The organism is Desulfohalovibrio reitneri (assembly GCF_000711295.1).
In the GTDB taxonomy this organism is placed as follows: domain Bacteria; phylum Desulfobacterota; class Desulfovibrionia; order Desulfovibrionales; family Desulfovibrionaceae; genus Desulfohalovibrio; species Desulfohalovibrio reitneri.
The window spans coordinates 534,684-551,489 of record NZ_JOMJ01000003.1 but is presented as its reverse complement, the minus strand read 5'-3'; the positions used below and the strand labels follow the sequence as shown (position 1 = coordinate 551,489).

19 protein-coding genes are annotated in these 16,806 nt (G+C 64.8%); all 19 read right to left on the bottom strand.

Annotated features, from left to right (window positions below; translation table 11 throughout):
- Window positions 1-5: 5 nt before the first annotated feature.
- Window positions 6-737, bottom strand: a complete 732-nt coding sequence (gene hisA / locus N911_RS0103070; protein WP_029894228.1) for a 1-(5-phosphoribosyl)-5-[(5-phosphoribosylamino)methylideneamino]imidazole-4-carboxamide isomerase — start codon at window positions 735-737, stop codon at window positions 6-8.
- Entirely contained in the window at window positions 734-1,381 is a 648-nt protein-coding gene (locus N911_RS0103065; RefSeq protein ID WP_051694291.1) for a hypothetical protein, read from the bottom strand. Before N911_RS0103065 ends, hisA begins: the two co-directional genes overlap by 4 nt.
- 11 nt (window positions 1,382-1,392) lie before the next feature.
- Window positions 1,393-1,980, bottom strand: a complete 588-nt coding sequence (hisB, locus tag N911_RS0103060; protein ID WP_029894226.1) for an imidazoleglycerol-phosphate dehydratase HisB — start codon at window positions 1,978-1,980, stop codon at window positions 1,393-1,395.
- Window positions 1,981-2,020: 40 nt separating this feature from the next.
- Window positions 2,021-3,205 carry a twin-arginine translocase subunit TatC gene (gene tatC, locus N911_RS16560; protein ID WP_035104271.1) on the bottom strand — a complete coding sequence of 395 codons (1,185 nt, stop codon included), beginning with the start codon at window positions 3,203-3,205 and terminating at the stop codon, window positions 2,021-2,023.
- Window positions 3,202-3,669 (bottom strand): Sec-independent protein translocase protein TatB, encoded by a 468-nt coding sequence (gene tatB / locus N911_RS17335; protein WP_081859034.1) that lies wholly within the window; start codon window positions 3,667-3,669, stop codon window positions 3,202-3,204. The genes tatC and tatB overlap by 4 nt, the downstream gene beginning before the upstream one ends.
- A 3-nt stretch (window positions 3,670-3,672) precedes the next feature.
- The gene (gene guaA, locus N911_RS0103045) at window positions 3,673-5,223 is read right to left on the bottom strand and encodes a glutamine-hydrolyzing GMP synthase (protein ID WP_029894221.1); all 1,551 of its coding nucleotides are present in this window, start codon (window positions 5,221-5,223) and stop codon (window positions 3,673-3,675) included.
- A gap of 54 nt (window positions 5,224-5,277) precedes the next feature.
- On the bottom strand, window positions 5,278-6,744 hold the full coding sequence (gene guaB, locus N911_RS0103040; RefSeq protein WP_029894219.1) for an IMP dehydrogenase: 1,467 nt from the start codon (window positions 6,742-6,744) through the stop codon (window positions 5,278-5,280).
- A 15-nt stretch (window positions 6,745-6,759) separates the two neighbouring features.
- Window positions 6,760-7,470 (bottom strand): ABC transporter ATP-binding protein, encoded by a 711-nt coding sequence (locus N911_RS0103035; RefSeq protein ID WP_029894217.1) that lies wholly within the window; start codon window positions 7,468-7,470, stop codon window positions 6,760-6,762.
- Window positions 7,463-8,251, bottom strand: coding sequence for an ABC transporter ATP-binding protein (locus tag N911_RS0103030; RefSeq protein ID WP_029894215.1), 789 nt, complete (start codon window positions 8,249-8,251; stop codon window positions 7,463-7,465). The genes N911_RS0103035 and N911_RS0103030 overlap by 8 nt, the downstream gene beginning before the upstream one ends.
- The gene (locus N911_RS0103025; protein ID WP_029894213.1) at window positions 8,248-9,294 is read right to left on the bottom strand and encodes a branched-chain amino acid ABC transporter permease; all 1,047 of its coding nucleotides are present in this window, start codon (window positions 9,292-9,294) and stop codon (window positions 8,248-8,250) included. The genes N911_RS0103030 and N911_RS0103025 overlap by 4 nt, the downstream gene beginning before the upstream one ends.
- Window positions 9,291-10,178: a branched-chain amino acid ABC transporter permease gene (locus N911_RS0103020; RefSeq protein ID WP_029894211.1), complete on the bottom strand. Its 888-nt coding sequence runs from the start codon at window positions 10,176-10,178 to the stop codon at window positions 9,291-9,293. The genes N911_RS0103025 and N911_RS0103020 overlap by 4 nt, the downstream gene beginning before the upstream one ends.
- Before the next feature lie 104 nt (window positions 10,179-10,282).
- Window positions 10,283-11,371, bottom strand: coding sequence for an ABC transporter substrate-binding protein (locus N911_RS0103015; protein WP_237559876.1), 1,089 nt, complete (start codon window positions 11,369-11,371; stop codon window positions 10,283-10,285).
- A gap of 265 nt (window positions 11,372-11,636) precedes the next feature.
- Entirely contained in the window at window positions 11,637-12,215 is a 579-nt protein-coding gene (locus N911_RS0103010; RefSeq protein ID WP_029894207.1) for a tetratricopeptide repeat protein, read from the bottom strand.
- Window positions 12,215-12,358 carry a CcmD family protein gene (locus N911_RS17885; protein WP_081859033.1) on the bottom strand — a complete coding sequence of 48 codons (144 nt, stop codon included), beginning with the start codon at window positions 12,356-12,358 and terminating at the stop codon, window positions 12,215-12,217. Before N911_RS17885 ends, N911_RS0103010 begins: the two co-directional genes overlap by 1 nt.
- On the bottom strand, window positions 12,358-13,017 hold the full coding sequence (gene ccsA, locus N911_RS0103000; RefSeq protein ID WP_029894205.1) for a cytochrome c biogenesis protein CcsA: 660 nt from the start codon (window positions 13,015-13,017) through the stop codon (window positions 12,358-12,360). Before ccsA ends, N911_RS17885 begins: the two co-directional genes overlap by 1 nt.
- On the bottom strand, window positions 13,014-13,682 hold the full coding sequence (locus N911_RS0102995; protein ID WP_029894203.1) for a heme exporter protein CcmB: 669 nt from the start codon (window positions 13,680-13,682) through the stop codon (window positions 13,014-13,016). The genes ccsA and N911_RS0102995 overlap by 4 nt, the downstream gene beginning before the upstream one ends.
- Window positions 13,676-14,323 (bottom strand): ABC transporter ATP-binding protein, encoded by a 648-nt coding sequence (locus N911_RS0102990; protein WP_029894201.1) that lies wholly within the window; start codon window positions 14,321-14,323, stop codon window positions 13,676-13,678. The genes N911_RS0102995 and N911_RS0102990 overlap by 7 nt, the downstream gene beginning before the upstream one ends.
- Window positions 14,324-14,327: 4 nt before the next feature.
- The gene (locus N911_RS0102985) at window positions 14,328-16,223 is read right to left on the bottom strand and encodes a heme lyase CcmF/NrfE family subunit (protein WP_029894199.1); all 1,896 of its coding nucleotides are present in this window, start codon (window positions 16,221-16,223) and stop codon (window positions 14,328-14,330) included.
- Between the two features lie 115 nt (window positions 16,224-16,338).
- Window positions 16,339-16,773: a cytochrome c maturation protein CcmE gene (locus N911_RS0102980; protein WP_029894197.1), complete on the bottom strand. Its 435-nt coding sequence runs from the start codon at window positions 16,771-16,773 to the stop codon at window positions 16,339-16,341.
- Window positions 16,774-16,806 lie beyond the last annotated feature (33 nt).

Here is a 16,806-nt window from a genome sequence, read left to right as displayed (position 1 = left end):
TCCCGTCATCGTTGCGACTTGAGCCAGGCCACGGCCTCCTGGAAGTCCAGGCTGCCCTCGTAAATGGCCCGGCCGGTGATGGCCCCTTCCAGCCCCTTGGCGGACAGGGGCTCCAGCGCCTTGACGTCTTCCATGGTGGTCACGCCGCCCGCGGCGATGACCGGGATGGAGGTCGCCTGGCAAAGACGCTCCAGGGCCGGAAAGTTCACTCCCTTGCCCATGCCGTCGCGGGAGATGTCCGTATAAATGATGAAGGGCACCCCGAGGCCCTCGAGCCGCGGCAGGACATCCTCCACCCTGTGTTCCGACTCGGCCACCCAGCCTTTGGTCTTGAGGCGGCCGTCCTCGGCGTCCAGGGAGACGCCGACCTTGCCGGGCAACTCCCGGCACAGTTCCGCGAAGCGGTCCGGCTCCTCCAGGGCCATGGTGCCGATGATGATGCGCTCCACACCGGCCTGGATGTAATTCTTGGCGGTGTGCAGGTCGCGGATGCCGCCGCCGAGCTGCACCGGCACATCGAGCTGGTGGCAGATGGTGCGCACAAGGTCGAAGTTGACCGGCTTGCCGTCGAAAGCGCCGTCAAGATCGACCACGTGAAGGAACTCCGCCCCCTGGTCCGCCCAGATTCTGGCCTGGGCCGCGGGGTCGGTTGAGAAAACGGTGACGTCGTCCTTCTTGCCTTGCCGCAGCCGCACGCAACGGCCGCCCTTGATGTCCACGGCGGGAAAAAGAATCACAGGCCAAGCTCCACTACGGCGCGGTGAATGGCGTCCGTGGCCAGCTGTTTCGCGGACACCCACTTGCCGCCTCGCTCGAAGAAAGTGCCCGCGTCAAGCACGTTCTCGGAGAGGGACTTCTGGGTTTCGTCGAAGTGCGACCGGCGGACGATGGTGCCGCGCTGGACGTCGATGAGATAGAAATAGGCCTTCACGCTGGCGGGCTCCTTGGCCCCCCACTCGCCCCCCTCGCGCTCGCGGTAGAACATGAGCTGGGGAACCATGATGTACGAGGCGGGCACACAGCTACCGACTTCCAGCCAGTACTGCAGGGCTCGGGACTGCGGCGACCCGGCTGTCTCCTCGAAACGCACCAGTTCCTGGCACTGCCGCACCACACTGGGGGGAATGAAGTTGCGCTCGCGCTGCTGCAGCTTGGTGGTCAGAGCCCTGGTCAGGTCCTGTAGCACCGCGGGCTCCACGATGTTGCATTCGTCCAGGGGGCAGCTGGCCAGCATCTCCCACTCGTGGCGGGGGTTGCTGAACCCGGCCACGGCCAGTTCCGCGCCCGGGCCGAGCCCCTGCTTGGGGGCCTGGGGCTTGCGCTGGCAGCCCACGGCCAGGGTCAGGGCCAGAACGGCCAGCAGAATGGTCAGTCGTCGCATGGAAAAGCGCATCAATCCAGACTCCCCTTGGTGCTGCGTACCCCCTGCCGAGTCACGGCGGCGGCCCGCCCCAGGGCCAGGCCCAGCCCCTTGAAGGCCGACTCCAGCAGATGGTGTCCATTGTCTCCGTATTCGAAACGCACGTGCAGATTGATGGCCGCCTTGAAGGCGAAGGACTTGAGGAACTCGCGCCATACGTCCTTTTCCTCGCCGGCGATGACCGGCGGCAGGACGTTTTCGCTGTAGACGAAGTAGGGGCGCCCGGAGATGTCCACCACCACTTCGGTCAGGGCCTCGTCCATGGGCACCTTGGCCAAAGCCGTCCGTTCTATGCCCGACTTGTCGCCCAGGGCCTCGGCGAAGCACTGGCCCAGCACCAGCCCCACGTCCTCCAGGCTATGGTGGGCGTCAACGTCCAGGTCGCCGTCGCAGGTCAGGCGTAGGTCGAAGCCGCCCCAGAAGGCCAGCAAGGTGAGCATGTGGTCGGCGAAGGGAAAGCCGGTGTCCACGTGGACCTCGCCCGAGCCGTCCAGGCGCAACTCGGCCCGGATGGACGTCTCGGAGGTGGTCCGCGCGAGTTCAGCGGTGCGTTCGCTCATTGTGCCTCCTGTTCCGGTGTAACCCATGACCGGCTCGCGGTCACGCGTTCTGCCCCTCTTCCTCGGGCTGTTCGCTCTGCTCGCCGCGTTTTCTTCTGCCGAAAGCCTTGGCCACGTAAATGCTGACCTCGTAGAGGATGATCAATGGTCCGGCCATGGCCAACTGGGAGATGGGGTCGGGCGGCGTGAGAACCGCGCCCAGCAGGAAGATGCAGAGGATGGCGTACTTGCGGTACTTGCGCATTCCCGCGGCCGTGACCAGGCCCATGCGGGCCAGGAAGAAAACGAAGATGGGCATCTCGAAGACCAGCCCGAAGGCGATGAGCAACTTGACCGCGAAGCTGAAGTAGGCCGAGTAGGCGGGCAGGAACTTGAGATACGGGGTCATGAACCCGGCGAAAAACTCGAAGCCGAAGGGAAAGACCACCAGGTAGCCGAAAAGAGCGCCGGCGGCGAAGAAGGCGGCCGTTATGAGAGCGATGGGCGCAACCCAGAGCCTCTCGTGCCGGTAGAGGCCGGGAGCGATGAAGCGCCAGAATTGGTAGAAAATATAGGGGCTGGTGAGAAGGATTCCGGCCAGCACGCAGGCCTTGACCTCGGTGAAGAAAGCCTCGGCAGGATAGGTGTAGATGAAGGTCGAACCCTCTTCCGACGCATCCAGCACCTTCTTCATGGGCTCCATGATGACGTCGAGGATGCGCTTGCGGAAGGCCCAACTCGCCAGAAAGCCCACCACCACGGCGATGACGATGCGGACCATGCGGTTGCGCAGGTCCTTGAGATGTTCGACCAGCGGCATGGAGCCGAGGTCTTCCTCCTCGTCCTCCTCTCCATCATCACCGTCGCCGCCGTCGCCGCCATCGCCGGAGGCGGACGAACCGGAGCCGTCCGTGGGGAAGTCGGGGGGGCTGCCGGCACCGGCCTGGATCATGGCCCCGTCGGAGTCATCTCCCCCGTCATCGCCGCCGCCGGATGAGCCTTCCTCGTCACCGGAGCCACCTGCATCCCGGGACGCGCCAGATTGATCGGATTCACCCGCGGATTCCCCGGAGTCCTCGTAATCAGAGGGATCTTCGGGATACTCCCGAGCGGGGGCGGACTCATCCGAACCGGTTCCCCCGGCGGGCTCTCCACCTTCCGGGGAGTCGTCCCGGGGTTCCTCGCGGCCGGTGTCACCTTCCCCGGCGCGTTCCTCCTCCCTGGGGTCGCTGGATACGGAACTCATGCGTTTTTCCCGGAGTCCTTGCCCTCGTCCGGGGTTTCGCCGCCACTCTCTCCGGCTTCCCGTTCAGCGGTCCGCGTTCCCGTCTCGATCTCGGTGAAGCCCTCGGGAGCGGCTTGACCGGAATCGGCCTTGGCTTCGGCGGATTCCTCCGCCCGCCATTCCTCGGCTTCGGCGGAACCGATCTTGCGGAAGGAGTCCTCGGCCTTGGGCCCGGAAGACTCCGCCTGCTCCCCGCCAATGGACTCGGCCTGCTTTTCGCGCTCCTTGCGCCGCTTATCGCGGTCGTCGCGCTCGGCCCGCTCCACTTCGGCGTTGAAAGTGTCCTTGACGTCAGAAGAGACCCGCTTGAATTCAGCGAATCCCTTGCCGATGGTGCGCATCATCTCGGGCAGCTTTTGCGGCCCGATGACGATGAGGGCGACCACAACGACGAGAAGCAGTTCGAACTGGCCGATGCCGAACACGGCTTATTCCCACTCGATGGTGCTTGGCGGTTTGGAGGAGACATCCAGGACCACCCGGTTGACCCCCCGCACCTCGTTGATGATGCGGTTGGAGATGCGGGCCACTAGGTCCGGCGGCAGCCGCGTCCAGTCGGCCGTCATGGCGTCCAGGGAGTCAACCACCCGCAGGGCCACCACGGACTCGTAGGTGCGATCGTCGCCCATGACGCCCACGGTCTTCAGCGGCAGGAGCACGGCGAACCCCTGCCAGACCTTCTGGTACCACCCCGAAGCGCGCAGCTCCTGCTGAACGATGCGGTCGGACTGGCGCAAGACCTCCAGCCGCTCCGGGGAAATCTCCCCGATGATGCGGATGGCCAGCCCGGGGCCGGGAAAGGGGTGCCGCCAGATGATGTAGTCCGGCAGCCCCAACTCCACAGCCACCTTGCGCACCTCGTCCTTGAACAGTTCGCGCAGGGGTTCCACCAGGTCCAGGTTCATCTTCTCCGGCAGGCCGCCCACGTTGTGGTGGCTCTTGATAACGGCCGAAGGCCCGCCCTTGAAGGAGACAGACTCGATGACGTCCGGGTAGAGCGTGCCCTGGGCCAAGTACTTGACTCCATCCAGCTTGTTGGCTTCCTCCTCGAAGACGTCGATGAAGGTGTAGCCGATGATGCGGCGCTTTTCCTCGGGGTCGGAAACACCGGTGAGCTTGGAGAGGAAGCGTTCGCGGGCGTCCACCACCACCAGATTGAGATCGAAGTGCTCATCCAGGTAGCCGATGACCTCTTCGCGCTCCTGGTGGCGCAGCAGTCCGTTGTCCACGAAGATGCAGGTGAGCTGCTTGCCGATGGCCTTGTGCAGCAGAAGCGCCACCACGGTGGAGTCGATGCCGCCGGACAGGCCGCAGACCACCCCGGCGTCGCCCACCGCCTCGCGAAGCTCGGCCGTGGTGTGGTCCACGAAAGAAGCCATGGTCCAGCCCGGCTTCACCTGGGCGATCTTGAAGAGGAAATTGCGCAGGATGATTTCGCCGTCGTCGGTGTGGGCCACCTCTGGATGGAACTGCAGGGCGTAGAGCTTGCGTGCCGGGTCGGACATGGCGGCCACGTCCAGGGAGCCTGTCTTGGCCAGCACCTTGAACCCCTCGGGTGCGGCCTCCACATGGTCGCCATGCGACATCCAGACCTTGTGCCCCTCGTCGGTGCGCAGGCCGTCCAGCAGCAAGCCGGGGTCCACAACGTCCAGGTCGGCGCGGCCGTATTCCCGGTCCGTGGCCTGGGTGATGCGTCCGCACAGGTGGTGCGCCATGATCTGCATGCCGTAACAAATGCCCAGCACCGGCACGCCCAGCGCGAAAACGCCGTCGTCAACGCCCGGGGAGTCGTCCTCCAGCACGCTGGCCGGGCCGCCCGAAAGGATGACCGCCTTGGGATCGTGCGCCTTCAGTTCATCCAGAGGGATGGTGCAGGGAACGATTTCGGAATAGACCCCGGCCTCGCGCACCCGTCTGGCGATGAGCTGTGTGTACTGGGAGCCGAAGTCGAGAATGACGACCTTGTCGTGGTGTTCCATGAGATACCCGGATTCCGCTGTGTTGTACCCGTGGCCTTGTTCGGGCGCAAGGGGCTAGTAGGACTCCACCCGGTAGTTGGGCGATTCCTTGGTGATGCTGACGTCGTGGACGTGGGATTCGCGCAGCCCGGCCAGGGAAATGCGCACGAAGCGGGACTTGTCCTTGAGTTCGCCGATGTTCGCGCAGCCGGTGTAGCCCATGCCGGAGCGCAGTCCGCCAACCAACTGGTAGAGGGTGTCGGCCACTGGCCCCTTGTAAGGGACGCGGCCAACAACGCCTTCCGGCACCAGCTTCTTGGACTTCTCCTGGAAATAGCGGTCGCGGCTGCCTTCCTTCATGGCGTCCACCGAGCCCATGCCTCTGTAGGCCTTGTAGGTGCGGCCCTGGTAAAGAATGGTCTCCCCCGGGCTCTCCTCGGTACCGGCCAGTATCGACCCCATCATGCAGCAGTCGGCCCCGCAGGCCAGCGCCTTGACCACGTCGCCGGAGTACTTGATGCCCCCGTCGGCGATGACGCAGGCGTCATACTTCCTGGCGGCGCGTACGGCGTCCATGATGGCCGTGACCTGGGGCACGCCGCAGCCGGCCACAATGCGGGTGGTGCAGATGGAACCGGGCCCGATACCCACCTTGACGGTGTCCGCACCGGCCTCCAGCAGGTGCTTGGCGCCCTCGTAGGTGGCCACGTTGCCCGCGATGAGCTGGCAGGTGGGGTGGGCGGATTTGACCGCACGCACCGACTCGATCACGTTGCGGGTATGGCCGTGGGCGGAGTCCAGCACCAGGAAGTCCACCCCTTCCTCGATGAGCGCGGCGGCGCGCTTGTCGCGGTCGCCGCCAACCCCTATGGCCGCGCCCACGCGCAAGCGTCCCTTGTCGTCCTTGCAGGAACTGGGATACTTGCCCTTCTTCTCGATGTCCTTGATGGTGATGAGTCCCCTGAGCCGTTTGCGGTCGTCGACCACCAGGAGCTTCTCGATACGGTTGGCGTGCAGGTGCTGCTTGGCCTGATCCAGTGACGTCCCTTCGGGCACCGTAACCAGGTTCTTGGCGGTCATCAGTTCGGAGACCGGGGTGGACATGTCGGTCACGAAGCGCACGTCGCGGTTGGTGAGGATGCCCACCAACTCGTCGTCCTTGACCACGGGCAGACCGGAAATGCGGTACTCGGCCATAAGCTCCAGGGCGCGCCCCACGGAATACTCCGGCTCGATGGTCACGGGATCGTGGATCATGCCCGACTCGCTCTTCTTGACCTTCTCCACCTCGTAGCACTGATATTCAATGGGCATGTTCTTGTGCACCACGCCCACGCCGCCCTGGCGGGCCATGGCGATGGCCATTTCCGACTCCGTGACCGTGTCCATTGCCGCCGAGAGCAGGGGCACGTTGAGGGAGATGGCGGGGGTCAGGCTGGTGGACACGTCCACGGAATCCGGCAGCACTTCGGAGTAGGCCGGAAGCAGCAGCACGTCGTCGAACGTCAACCCTTCGTACGCGATCTTTTCATCAGGGGTCATGGTTTCTCCCTTTCTTTAGTCCACGCCCAGGTAGGCGGACTGGACCCTGGGGTCGTTCAGCAACTTTCTCGAATCGCCGGAGATAGTCACCTCGCCCGTCTCCAGAACATAGGCCCGGTTGGCGACGGTGAGTGCCATCTGGGCGTTCTGCTCGACCAGCATGATGGTGGTGCCGTCTTCTTCGTTGATTCGCTGAATGACCTCGAAAATGTTCTCCACCACGATGGGGGCCAGGCCGAGGGATGGTTCGTCCAAAAGCAGCAGCTTGGGACGGGACATGAGCGCCCGGCCGATGGCCAGCATCTGCTGCTCGCCGCCGGAGAGGGTGCCACCCATCTGCCGCCGCCGCTCCTGCAGGATGGGAAACAGCTCGTAGACGTGCTCCTCGTCCTTGGCTACAGCCCTTTTGTCCTTGCGTAAATAGGACCCCATGAGGAGGTTCTCCTTGACCGACAGGCCGGGGAAGATCATCCGTCCCTCGGGAACCTGGGTCACGCCTGCGGCGACGATCTTGTCCGAGGGGGTGCGGGTGATGTCGCGCCCCTCGAAGGTGATTCTGCCGGTGCGCGGCGGGGTCATGCCGGAGATGGACATGAGGGTGGTGGACTTGCCCGCGCCGTTGGCCCCGATGAGGGTCACGATCTCGCCCCGCTCCACAGTGAGGCTGATGCCCTTGAGCGCCTCGATGTTTCCGTAGAAGGTGCGGATTTCGGACAGCTCAAGCATCGGCCGCCCCCCTGCCCAGATAGGCTTCGATGACCTGCGGGTTCTCCCTGATGTCGCGCGGGCCGCCCTCGGCGATCTTGGCCCCGTGGTCCAGCACCACCAGGTGTTCGCAAATCTGCATGACCAGCTTCATGTCGTGCTCTATGAGAACCACGGTCACGCCCTGGTCCATGATGGCGTGGATGAGGTCCACCAGGGCCTTGGTTTCATAGGGGTTCATGCCTGCGGCCGGTTCGTCCAGCAGCAACAGGCGGGGCTCCGTGGACAGCGCCCGGGCTATCTCCAGGCGGCGCTGGTCACCGTAGGCCAGGGCGGTGGACTGGTGGAAAGCCTTGGATTCCAGCCCCACGAACCGCAGCCAGGCCATGGCCCTGTCCACAATTTCCTGCTCTTCGTCCTTCTGCTTTTGGGTTCGGAACACCGAGGACAGGAAGTTGCACCGCGTGCGGCAGTGACGGCCGATGCGCACGTTGTCCAGCACGCTCAGTTCCGAGAAGAGCCGGATGTTCTGAAAAGTGCGCGAGACCCCCAGTTCGGTCATCTTCTCCGGCTTGTAGCCGTTGGTGCGGCGCACGTCGCGGCCGGTGTCGAAGAGGAGATCGCCGGAGGTGGGTTTGAGCACCCCGGCGATGCAGTTGAAGATGGTGGTCTTGCCCGCGCCGTTGGGTCCGATGAGGCCCAGAATGCGGTCGGGCATGACGTCGAAGGAGACCTCGGCCAGGGCCAGCAGCCCGCCGAAGCGCTTGGACACGGAATCGACCCGCAGAAGCGGCTGGCTCACGACAGCGCCCCCTTGGCCTTCAGCTCACGCTTGAGCTTGATGATGATGGGATTCTTCAGCGAGGCGTCGGCGATCTTGGGGATGAACCCGGCCGGACGGAACCGCATGATGAGGACCATGATCAGGCCGTAGGCCATGAAGCGCGTCTCCGCGGGCAGGCCCAGCGTGGGCAGCACGCCGCGCAGCACCTCGCCCAGGGCGATGAGCACGGTGGCCCCCACCAGCGCGCCGTTGATGTTGCCCAGCCCGCCGAGCACCACCATGCACAGCACCAGGAACGACTCCCAGAACTTGAACATGTCCGGCGAGAGGAACAGGGTCCAGCGGGCGAAGAAACAGCCCGCCAGGGCACCGATTCCAGCCGAGATGGCGAAAGCGATGACCTTGTAGTTGAGGATGTTGATGCCGGAGGAGGCCGCGGCCAGCGGGTCCTCGCGTATGGCGTACCAGGCCCGGCCCAGCCGTGAGTCCTCTAGCCGTCGCATCATGAAGTAGACGCCCAGCACCATGGCGATGGCCAAATAGAAGTATGGCGTCTCACCGTAGAACTCGTAGTACCAGTCCCAGTCGGGGTTGATCATGGTGGACAGCCAGGAGAGGTCGATGGAGGCCGGTTCGATGCCGGGCAGGCCCAGGGGGCCTCGGGTCAGCCATATCTCGTTGGTCAGGAACAGGACCACCAGTTCCGAGAAGCCGAATGTGACGATGGCGAAGTAGTCGCCCGTGAGCCGCAGGGTGGGCGCGCCGAGCAGGATGCCCCAGACCGCGCCGTTGAGCGCGGCCAGCGGAACAAGCATCCACATGGAGAGCCCGTAGTTGATGGTCAGCAGTCCGGCGGTGTACGCGCCGATGCCGTAGAACCCCACGAAACCGAGGTCCAGCAGGCCGCAGAAGCCCGGCACGATGTTCAGTCCCATGGCCAGGACCATGTAGACCATGATCAGAGTCAGCACGTGCAGCAGGTAGTCAGAAGCGAAGCCGGTCATGGGGAAGGTCAGCAGGATCGCGGCCGCCGCCAGCTTGATGAGGTTGCCGCGGCTCATGCCTTATCCCCCACCAAGCGCCCCAGGATGCCCGAGGGACGGAAAAGGATGACCGCGATCATGATGGCGTAGGCCACGCCGTCGCGATACAGCGAGGAAACATAGCCAGCGCCCAGCGCCTCGGCCACGCCGAGGATGACCCCGCCGATCATGGCTCCGGGCACCGAGCCGATTCCGCCCAACACCGCGGCTGCGAAGGCTTTGACGCCCGCTGTGTAGCCCATCATGGGGTACATGGTGTTGTAGAATACGCTGACCAGCACCCCGGCCACGGCGCCCATGGAGGAACCGAGGATGAAGGTGAAGGAAATGATGCGGTTGACGTTGATGCCCATCAGCGCGGCGGCCTGCTTGTTCTGGGCCAGGGCACGCATGGCGGTGCCCGCCTTGGTCTTGGTGATGATCAGGTTCAGGCCGACCATCATGGCGATGGTCACGGCGAAGATGAAGAGTTGCAGCCAGGTCAGCTTGACGTCGCCGAAGGTGAGGGCTGTCTGGGAAAAAAACTCCGGAAGCGCGTCCTTGGGGAACGGACGGGGGCGGCTGCCCCAGATCATCAGGGCTAGGTTCTGCAAGAAAATGGACATGCCTATGGCCGTTATGAGCGCCGCTAGTCGTGGCGAGTTGCGCAATGGCCGGTAGGCGATGATGTCCAACAGCACGCCGCACACCGCGCAGCAGCACATGGCCAGGAAAATGGCCAGATAGAACGGCACGCCGAAAACGGTAATGAAGGTCATGCAGAAAAAGGCGCCGAGCATGAAGATTTCGCCGTGGGCGAAGTTGATCAGCTCGATTACCCCGTAGACCATGGTATAGCCCACCGCGATCATGGCGTATATCACGCCCAGGGTGAGTCCGTTTATGAGTTGCTGTTCAAGCACGGGTCGCTCGCTTTGGATTGGGGGATGGCTTCACGGGAAAAAGAAACAGGCTGGACGAATCCAGCCTGTTTCCCCTCCCGAATCGGATCGGATCAGGCTTAGGCTTAATTCATTTGCTTGGGCGCGGGCACGAACTCCTCGTCCTTGACCATCTTCACGTAGGCGGACTTCTGGGAGTCGCCCTGCTCGTTGAAGTAGGTCTTGCCGGTCACGCCTTCGTAGGCCTCTTCGGGGCTGTCGATGGAGATGAGGTAGTCACGGATTTCCTCGCGGTCCTCGCCCACCTCGGCCACGGCCTGCAGCAGCAGCCCGGCGGCGTCATAGGCGTTGGCACTCATCCAGTCCAGGGAGCGGCCCTGTTCCTTCTCGAACTCCTTGATGAACTCCTGGGCCTGGGGACCGGCGGCGGCGGCCAGGAAGGGCACGGTCATGTACGTGTTGTTGGCGGCTGTGTCGGCAAGGTTGATGTAGTCGGCGTTGTCCAGGCCGTCGGCGCCAAACTTGACCACGTCCAGGCCCAGCATGTTGGCCTGGGAGGCGATGAGAGCGCCCTCGCCGTAATACCCGGCGATGAAAAGGCCGTCGGGATTCTCGTTCTTGAGCTTGGTCAGCTGCGGGGTAAAGTCCTGGGCACCCTTGATGTAGGCTTCGACGCCCACGATATCCAGGTCGATCTTCTCGGCCTCGCCCATGAAGGCGTCCTTGAGGCCGATGCCGTAGTCGTTGTTCTCATGGAACACAGCGATCTTTTCCAGGCCAAGGACGTCCTTGACGTAGTTGGCCAGGAACTGGCCCTGGAAGTCGTCGCGGTAGACGTTGCGGAAGCCCCACACGCGGCCGCGGCGGTCGGTGTTCTTCTCGGAAATGGTGACGTTGGTGGCTGTGGGCGAGATGGCGGGCACCCCGGCGCGCGTGTAGGTGGGCAGAGCGGCCAGATGGGCGGAGGAACACAGATGGCCCACCACGCCGACGATGTCCTTGTTCTGGGCGATCTTGGGGGCGACGGTGGCGGCCTCGCGCGGGTCGCACTTTTCGTCCATCCACTCCACTTCGACCTGCTTGCCGTTGATGCCGCCGGCCTCGTTGATCTCGGCGACCTTCATGGACACGCCGGCCTTGATGTTGTCTCCGTAAGCGGCGGCGGGGCCGGTGAAGGGAGAAGCCACGGCGATGGTGACGGTGTCGTCGGCCATGGCCGGCGAAGCGCCGAAAGCCATGACGAGGGCAAGAATGAGAACTTTCCACAAGCTCCGAGCCATACAGTCCTCCAATTGGTGCTGCGCCCTGCGCGCGTTGCGATAAACCGGCCCGGGAATCCCCGCGCCGCGACCCTTTCAATCCGGCGGATCCCACAATCCTTGGAAGCAAGACCTCATGCCACGATTGCCGGGCAAAAGTCAACGCGCCGTCACAAACCCCGCGTGGCTCGGGGGCCGCGCCAACCGGGGGTCGGCGCTCTTATCCGTCCTCCCCGGAAAGCTCCTTGCGCAGCATCTGCTTGACGCGCTCCTCCGGGTTCATTTCCATTGCCCGCTGGAAATGGCCCACGGCCCGTTCAGGCTGGTCCAGGTAATACTTGTAGAGCACGCCCAGATTGTAGTGTGCCATGACGTTCTCCCCGCCCATGTCCAGCAATTGCTGGAAAGCCTCCGCCGAGGCCTGATGGCTGCCCTGCTGGAAGAGGGCCACGGCGTAAAGGTTCATTGCCCGCGCGTCGCCGGGACGCACGTTGAGCACGTTCTGGGCGAAAGTGGCCGCCTGCTCGTACGCACCCATTTCCAGGAAACGCCCCGCGAGTTGCAAATTGACGTCCGGGTCGTCGGGGTTCTCCTGCATGGCGCGCATCATCTCGCGCATGGCCTCCATGTCCTGCTCCCCGCCCATCATGCTCTGGGTCGGGGCCTGGCGCTGCTTAAGCGCCACCGTGCGCGACGGGTTCTGCATGCGGTAGGCGATGGAGCTGACGAACATGACCGCCAATCCGGCGGCCACCAGCCAGACAACCATGCGCCGTCCGCCTCCACTCAAAGCGGCCATTATTCCTCCTCCCCGCGCAGCAGGGCCAGTTGTTCCATTCTCCGCCGCAGCCTGGTCTGGCGCGACCCCAGAAAGCCCAGGTAGGCGGCGATGCCGATCCAGACGGCCGCGTTGGCGGCCAGAACGTAGTCGAGATACTCCATTATTCCTCCCCTGCCAGCAGGCGGGTTTCCACGGCGCGCAACATGGTCATCTGACGGGTGCGCAGCAGAACCAGACCGATCCACAAAAGTCCGAAGGCCCCCACCGAAGTCCCCACGGCATGCCACATGGAGGCGGGCATGCCGCCCCCCTCGCTGGCGATGACCGCCGGATGGATGGAGCGCCACATGCGCGCGGACAAGAAAACGAAGGGCACGTTGAGAAAGGCGGCCACACCGAGCACGGCGCAAGCTTTGGCCCGTCCCGCTCCCCCCTCGGGCGATGCCCGCAGGGACAAGTAGGCGGCGTAGACGAACCACATCACCAGGGTGGTGGTCAGCCTCGGGTCCCAGGTCCACCACACGCCCCAGGAGGCGCGGGCCCAGAGGATACCGGTGACAAGGGCCAGTCCGGAAAAGAGCACTCCGATCTCGGCCGCGGCCCCGGCCAGCATGTGATAGCGATCGTGGCCCGTGGCCAGGTAGGCGATGGAGGCCGCGAAAACGGCGAAAAAGGAAATGAGCGCCCACCAGGCCAGTGGCAGGTGGATGTAGAATATCTTCTGCGCCAGCCCCATGGTGGCCTCCACCGGGGCGTAGCTCCAGATCATCCACTGCGCCCAACAGAACATAAGGGCGGCGAGAGCGGCCAGAACCTTCATGATTCCTCCCCGTAAACGAAGGGAAACAGCACCAGGGCCGCGGCCGTGAACAGGGCGTCGAAGCCCACGGCCAGGCCGAGCCAGCCGGAGGCGTCGCCCCCGCCAAGCGCGGCAGAGCCCGTCTTGACCCCGGCCAAAAGCGCCGGAACCAAAAGCGGAAAGAGCACCACAGTGAGGATGGATTCCCGCGAGGCCGCGCCCTGGGAGAGCGCCCCCAAAAGCGAGCCGAGCACAACCAGTCCCCAGTCAACGACCAGGGCGGTTCCCGCTGCCTCGAGCCACCCCGGGCCGACCTCCTGCCCCAGAAAGACGATGGTGGCCGGAGCGAAGACGGCTTGGGCCAAAAGCAGGGCGGCCAAGCCGGATACAGCTTTGCCCAGCCAAACGGACTGCACCGGGCACGGAGCCAGCAACAGCCCTCGACGAGCGCCGGTCTCCTCCTCAAGGGCGTAGAGGGCGTTGAACACAAGCACCAGGGCGAAAGCTGTGGCCAGCCAGAAAATGACCGCCGCGGCCTGCGGCGGAGTGGCCTCGCCCGCCCCGCGGGAGAGGCTGAAAAGAAAGATGAGCACCAGTCCCAGCAGCCCGGCCTGCACAAGCCCCTGCCCACCGGAGACGAGCAGCCGCAGGTCTTTGCCCGCGACGGTCCAGGCGGCCCTCAGCACACTTCCTCCGGCTGGTACTCCACCGCCGGGCCGACATAGGCAGGAGGCCTGCCCGGGTCCATGCGCAACACCTTGTCGGCAAGGGGCAGGTCGCGGGCGATGGAGTGGCTGACCCAGATCAGGGCTGCCCCCTGCTCCCTGGCTCGGCCGATCTCGCCCTCCAGCACGGCGCGGGAGCGGACGTCCAGACCGGTGGAGGGCTCGTCCAGCAGCACCAGCCTCGGGGTCTCGGCGAAGACCCGCGCCAAGGCCAAACGCTGGGACATGCCCCGGGAAAACCGCCCGGCTGGCTCGTGGGCGAAGGCGGCCAGCCCTACCCTGTCCAGGGATTGCAGTAGCCGCTTCTCCGAGGCGTCGCGGCCGTGCAGCTTGGCCCAGAAGCGCAGGTTCTCCACGGCGCTCAGGCGCGGATACTGAAAGGTTTCGTGCCCCAGGTAGCCGATCTCGCCCGGCTTGAGGCCGGACTCTATCTTCCCCGCCGAGGGGCTGAGCAGCCCGGCCAGCACGGCCAGCAGCGTGGACTTGCCCGCGCCGTTGTCGCCCGCCACCAGCCAGGTCTCGCCCGGCAGGACCTCGAAGCTGACGTCCTTGAACACCAGGCGCGGGCCGAACAGCTTGGCCAGGCGGTCGGCCCGGAGCATCGGCTCAGCCACGCCTGGAGCCCCCCCGGCCGTTGGACATGCAGGCCAGCCCGGCGATGCACATGAGGGTGGAGCCGATCCAGATCCAGTTGACCATCGGATGCACCGAGGCCTTGATGGTCACGGCCCTGTTCTCGTCCACGGACAGCAGGGTGGCGTACAGTTCCTCGCCCAGCGACGGCAGGGTGGAGACCTCGGCGAAGGGTTGATCGAAGTTGCGGTAGATGCGCCGCTGCGGGGTCAATTCGCCCATCTCCTTCCCATCCGGCCCCAGCACTTTCAGACTGGCCTCGGCCGCCCGCAACTCCGGGGTCTGGAAGGTGCGCACATCCTCGTAAACCAGGGTGTATTCGGCCAGGGCCATGCGGCCGCCCGGATTCAACACGGTCTGCTCCTCCACCTGGAAGGGACCGGAGACCGCCACGCCCAGCACGGCCAACCCGAGTCCGGCGTGCACACCAAGGAAGCCCAGGCCGCGCGCCTTCTTCCGCAGGCCGGGATCAATGAACAGCAGACTCACCGCTCCCACCACGGCGGAGATGCCCGCGCCGCCGGCCACCATGCTCAAGGGCAGGCCGTATCCCGCAGCCAGCAGGGCAATGGCCCCGATCGGGAAGGCGGCCCAGGCCAGCCACAAGGCGGGGCCCTTGCGGCGCACCCCGCCCTTCCAGCCCAGCCAGGGGCAGAAAACCAGGATGACGGCCAGAATGGTGAACAGCGGCAGGCAGACCCGGTTGTAAAAGTCCGGTCCAAGGCCAATGGGGTTCTGGGTGAAGGGCTTGGTGATGACCGGCCACATGGTGCCCAGGCCGATGACCAGCCCCAGGGCCAGCAGCAGCCAGGAAGCGGTGAAGAGCATGCCGGGACGGCTGACGAGGGTGTCCAGGGAGCGGGCCTCCTTGGTGTCGCCAAGATAGATGACCAGCCCGGTCACGGCCAGTCCGACCAGCATGAAAACAAGCAACGGCATGGCCACCCCGCCCGCGCCGAAGGCGTGCAGGGAGTCGACCACCCCGCTGCGCACAAGGTAGGTGGCGAAGAAGCACAGCAGAAGCGTCAGCACGATGAGAAAAACGTTGGTCCTGCGCAGGCCGCCGCGCCGCTCCTGGATGATGCCGGTGTGCAGGAAGGCGGTGCCCGCCAGCCATGGGATGAGGGAGGCGTTCTCCACCGGGTCCCAGGCCCAGTAGCCGCCCCAGCCCAGCTCCATGTACGACCACCACGCGCCAAGCACGATGCCCGCTGTGAGCATGACCCAGGAAAAGACGGTCCAGCCGCGCGAAGCCGCCAGCCAGCCCAGTTTTTCCTGGGAGAGGGTGGAGGCCAGGGCCAGGCAGGCGGGGATGGTGAAGCCCGCGTAGCCCAGGAAGAGAAGCGGCGGGTGGAAGATCATGCCCGGGTTGCGCAGCAGGGGGTTGAGGCCCCGGCCGTCGGCGGGCGGCGGCACCACCTCGATGAAGGGATTGGACCAGTTGGAGAGCAGCAGCAGGAAGAAGGACTGCACCGTCAGGAAAAACAGCCAGTACAGCGCCCGGGTTGTGGGCGGCAGGTCACGGTAGGTTTTGGAGAGGGTGAAGCCCAGGCCGCACAGGGCAATGCCCAGGGCCCAGAACAGGAGCGATCCGGCCTGCCCCGCCCAGAATGCGGTAACGGCATAGAACAGCGGCAAGGTCGAATCGGTGTACTCCGCCACGTATTTGAAGGAGAAGTCCTGATTGACCAGGGCCAGCAGCAGGATGGCCGAGCAAAGGGTCATCAGGAACGTGGCCAGGAAATGGCCGCGCTGGCACCAGCGGGTCAGTCCGTCGTCGCCGCGCAGGGCGGAATAGGCGGCGGTGGCGGCGGCCAGAAGCGAAGCGAGAAGGGCCGCGAGCAGGCCCCAGTAAGCGATGGCGTGCATGAATTCTCGTCCGGTCCGGGTGAAAAAAGTTCCCCCTCCCTAGACTGGACGGAGCGTGATGACAAGAGGAAAACGGCTACGCAGAGGCAGACAGAGGAGGAAAACGCCTCGGGCCTCAGCCCATCTCGGCGCCCTTCTCCTCTTCACGCTTCTCCTCGTACTTGCTGGGGCACTTGGTCATGAGGTTGGAGGCCCGAAATATCCCGTCTCGCATGCCGCCCTCCACGATGACCTCCACACCCGGCTCGAAGGTGTCCGGCACCGCTCCGGTGTAGTCCACGCGGATGGTCTGTTGGCGGTTGTCCTTGTCCGCCAGTGTGAACACGCAACCAAGGCCGTTGCGCTTGCGTTCAAGGTCGCCGGGAAGCACTTGGCCGAAGAGGCGGGCCTTGTCCAGACCTTGACTGGATTCAACAGCCAACGCCTCGGAAACGTTGACGAAGTAGACTCCGTCCTGGGACAGCCCGGAGAAAAGAAGCCAGCCCAGCCCGCCCACAAAGAGAACGGCCGCGGCCAGGTAAACGGACTTGGGGGATTTTTTTTTGCTCATGTATGTCCTCGTTCCGGTCGCGTTCCCGCGTCC

What these genes read in the sequence shown, in the direction of transcription:
- N911_RS0103065 (WP_051694291.1), bottom strand. Translation starts at nt 1,381, where the DNA reads ATGCGACGACTGACCATTCTGCTGGCCGTTCTGGCCCTGACCCTGGCC.
- hisB (WP_029894226.1), bottom strand. Translation starts at nt 1,980, where the DNA reads ATGAGCGAACGCACCGCTGAACTCGCGCGGACCACCTCCGAGACGTCC.
- tatC (WP_035104271.1), bottom strand. Translation starts at nt 3,205, where the DNA reads ATGAGTTCCGTATCCAGCGACCCCAGGGAGGAGGAACGCGCCGGGGAA.
- guaA (WP_029894221.1), bottom strand. Translation starts at nt 5,223, where the DNA reads ATGGAACACCACGACAAGGTCGTCATTCTCGACTTCGGCTCCCAGTAC.
- guaB (WP_029894219.1), bottom strand. Translation starts at nt 6,744, where the DNA reads ATGACCCCTGATGAAAAGATCGCGTACGAAGGGTTGACGTTCGACGAC.
- N911_RS0103035 (WP_029894217.1), bottom strand. Translation starts at nt 7,470, where the DNA reads ATGCTTGAGCTGTCCGAAATCCGCACCTTCTACGGAAACATCGAGGCG.
- N911_RS0103025 (WP_029894213.1), bottom strand. Translation starts at nt 9,294, where the DNA reads ATGAGCCGCGGCAACCTCATCAAGCTGGCGGCGGCCGCGATCCTGCTG.
- N911_RS0103015 (WP_237559876.1), bottom strand. Translation starts at nt 11,371, where the DNA reads ATGGCCGACGACACCGTCACCATCGCCGTGGCTTCTCCCTTCACCGGC.
- N911_RS0103010 (WP_029894207.1), bottom strand. Translation starts at nt 12,215, where the DNA reads ATGGCCGCTTTGAGTGGAGGCGGACGGCGCATGGTTGTCTGGCTGGTG.
- N911_RS17885 (WP_081859033.1), bottom strand. Translation starts at nt 12,358, where the DNA reads ATGGAGTATCTCGACTACGTTCTGGCCGCCAACGCGGCCGTCTGGATC.
- ccsA (WP_029894205.1), bottom strand. Translation starts at nt 13,017, where the DNA reads ATGAAGGTTCTGGCCGCTCTCGCCGCCCTTATGTTCTGTTGGGCGCAG.
- N911_RS0102990 (WP_029894201.1), bottom strand. Translation starts at nt 14,323, where the DNA reads ATGCTCCGGGCCGACCGCCTGGCCAAGCTGTTCGGCCCGCGCCTGGTG.
- N911_RS0102985 (WP_029894199.1), bottom strand. Translation starts at nt 16,223, where the DNA reads ATGCACGCCATCGCTTACTGGGGCCTGCTCGCGGCCCTTCTCGCTTCG.
- N911_RS0102980 (WP_029894197.1), bottom strand. Translation starts at nt 16,773, where the DNA reads ATGAGCAAAAAAAAATCCCCCAAGTCCGTTTACCTGGCCGCGGCCGTT.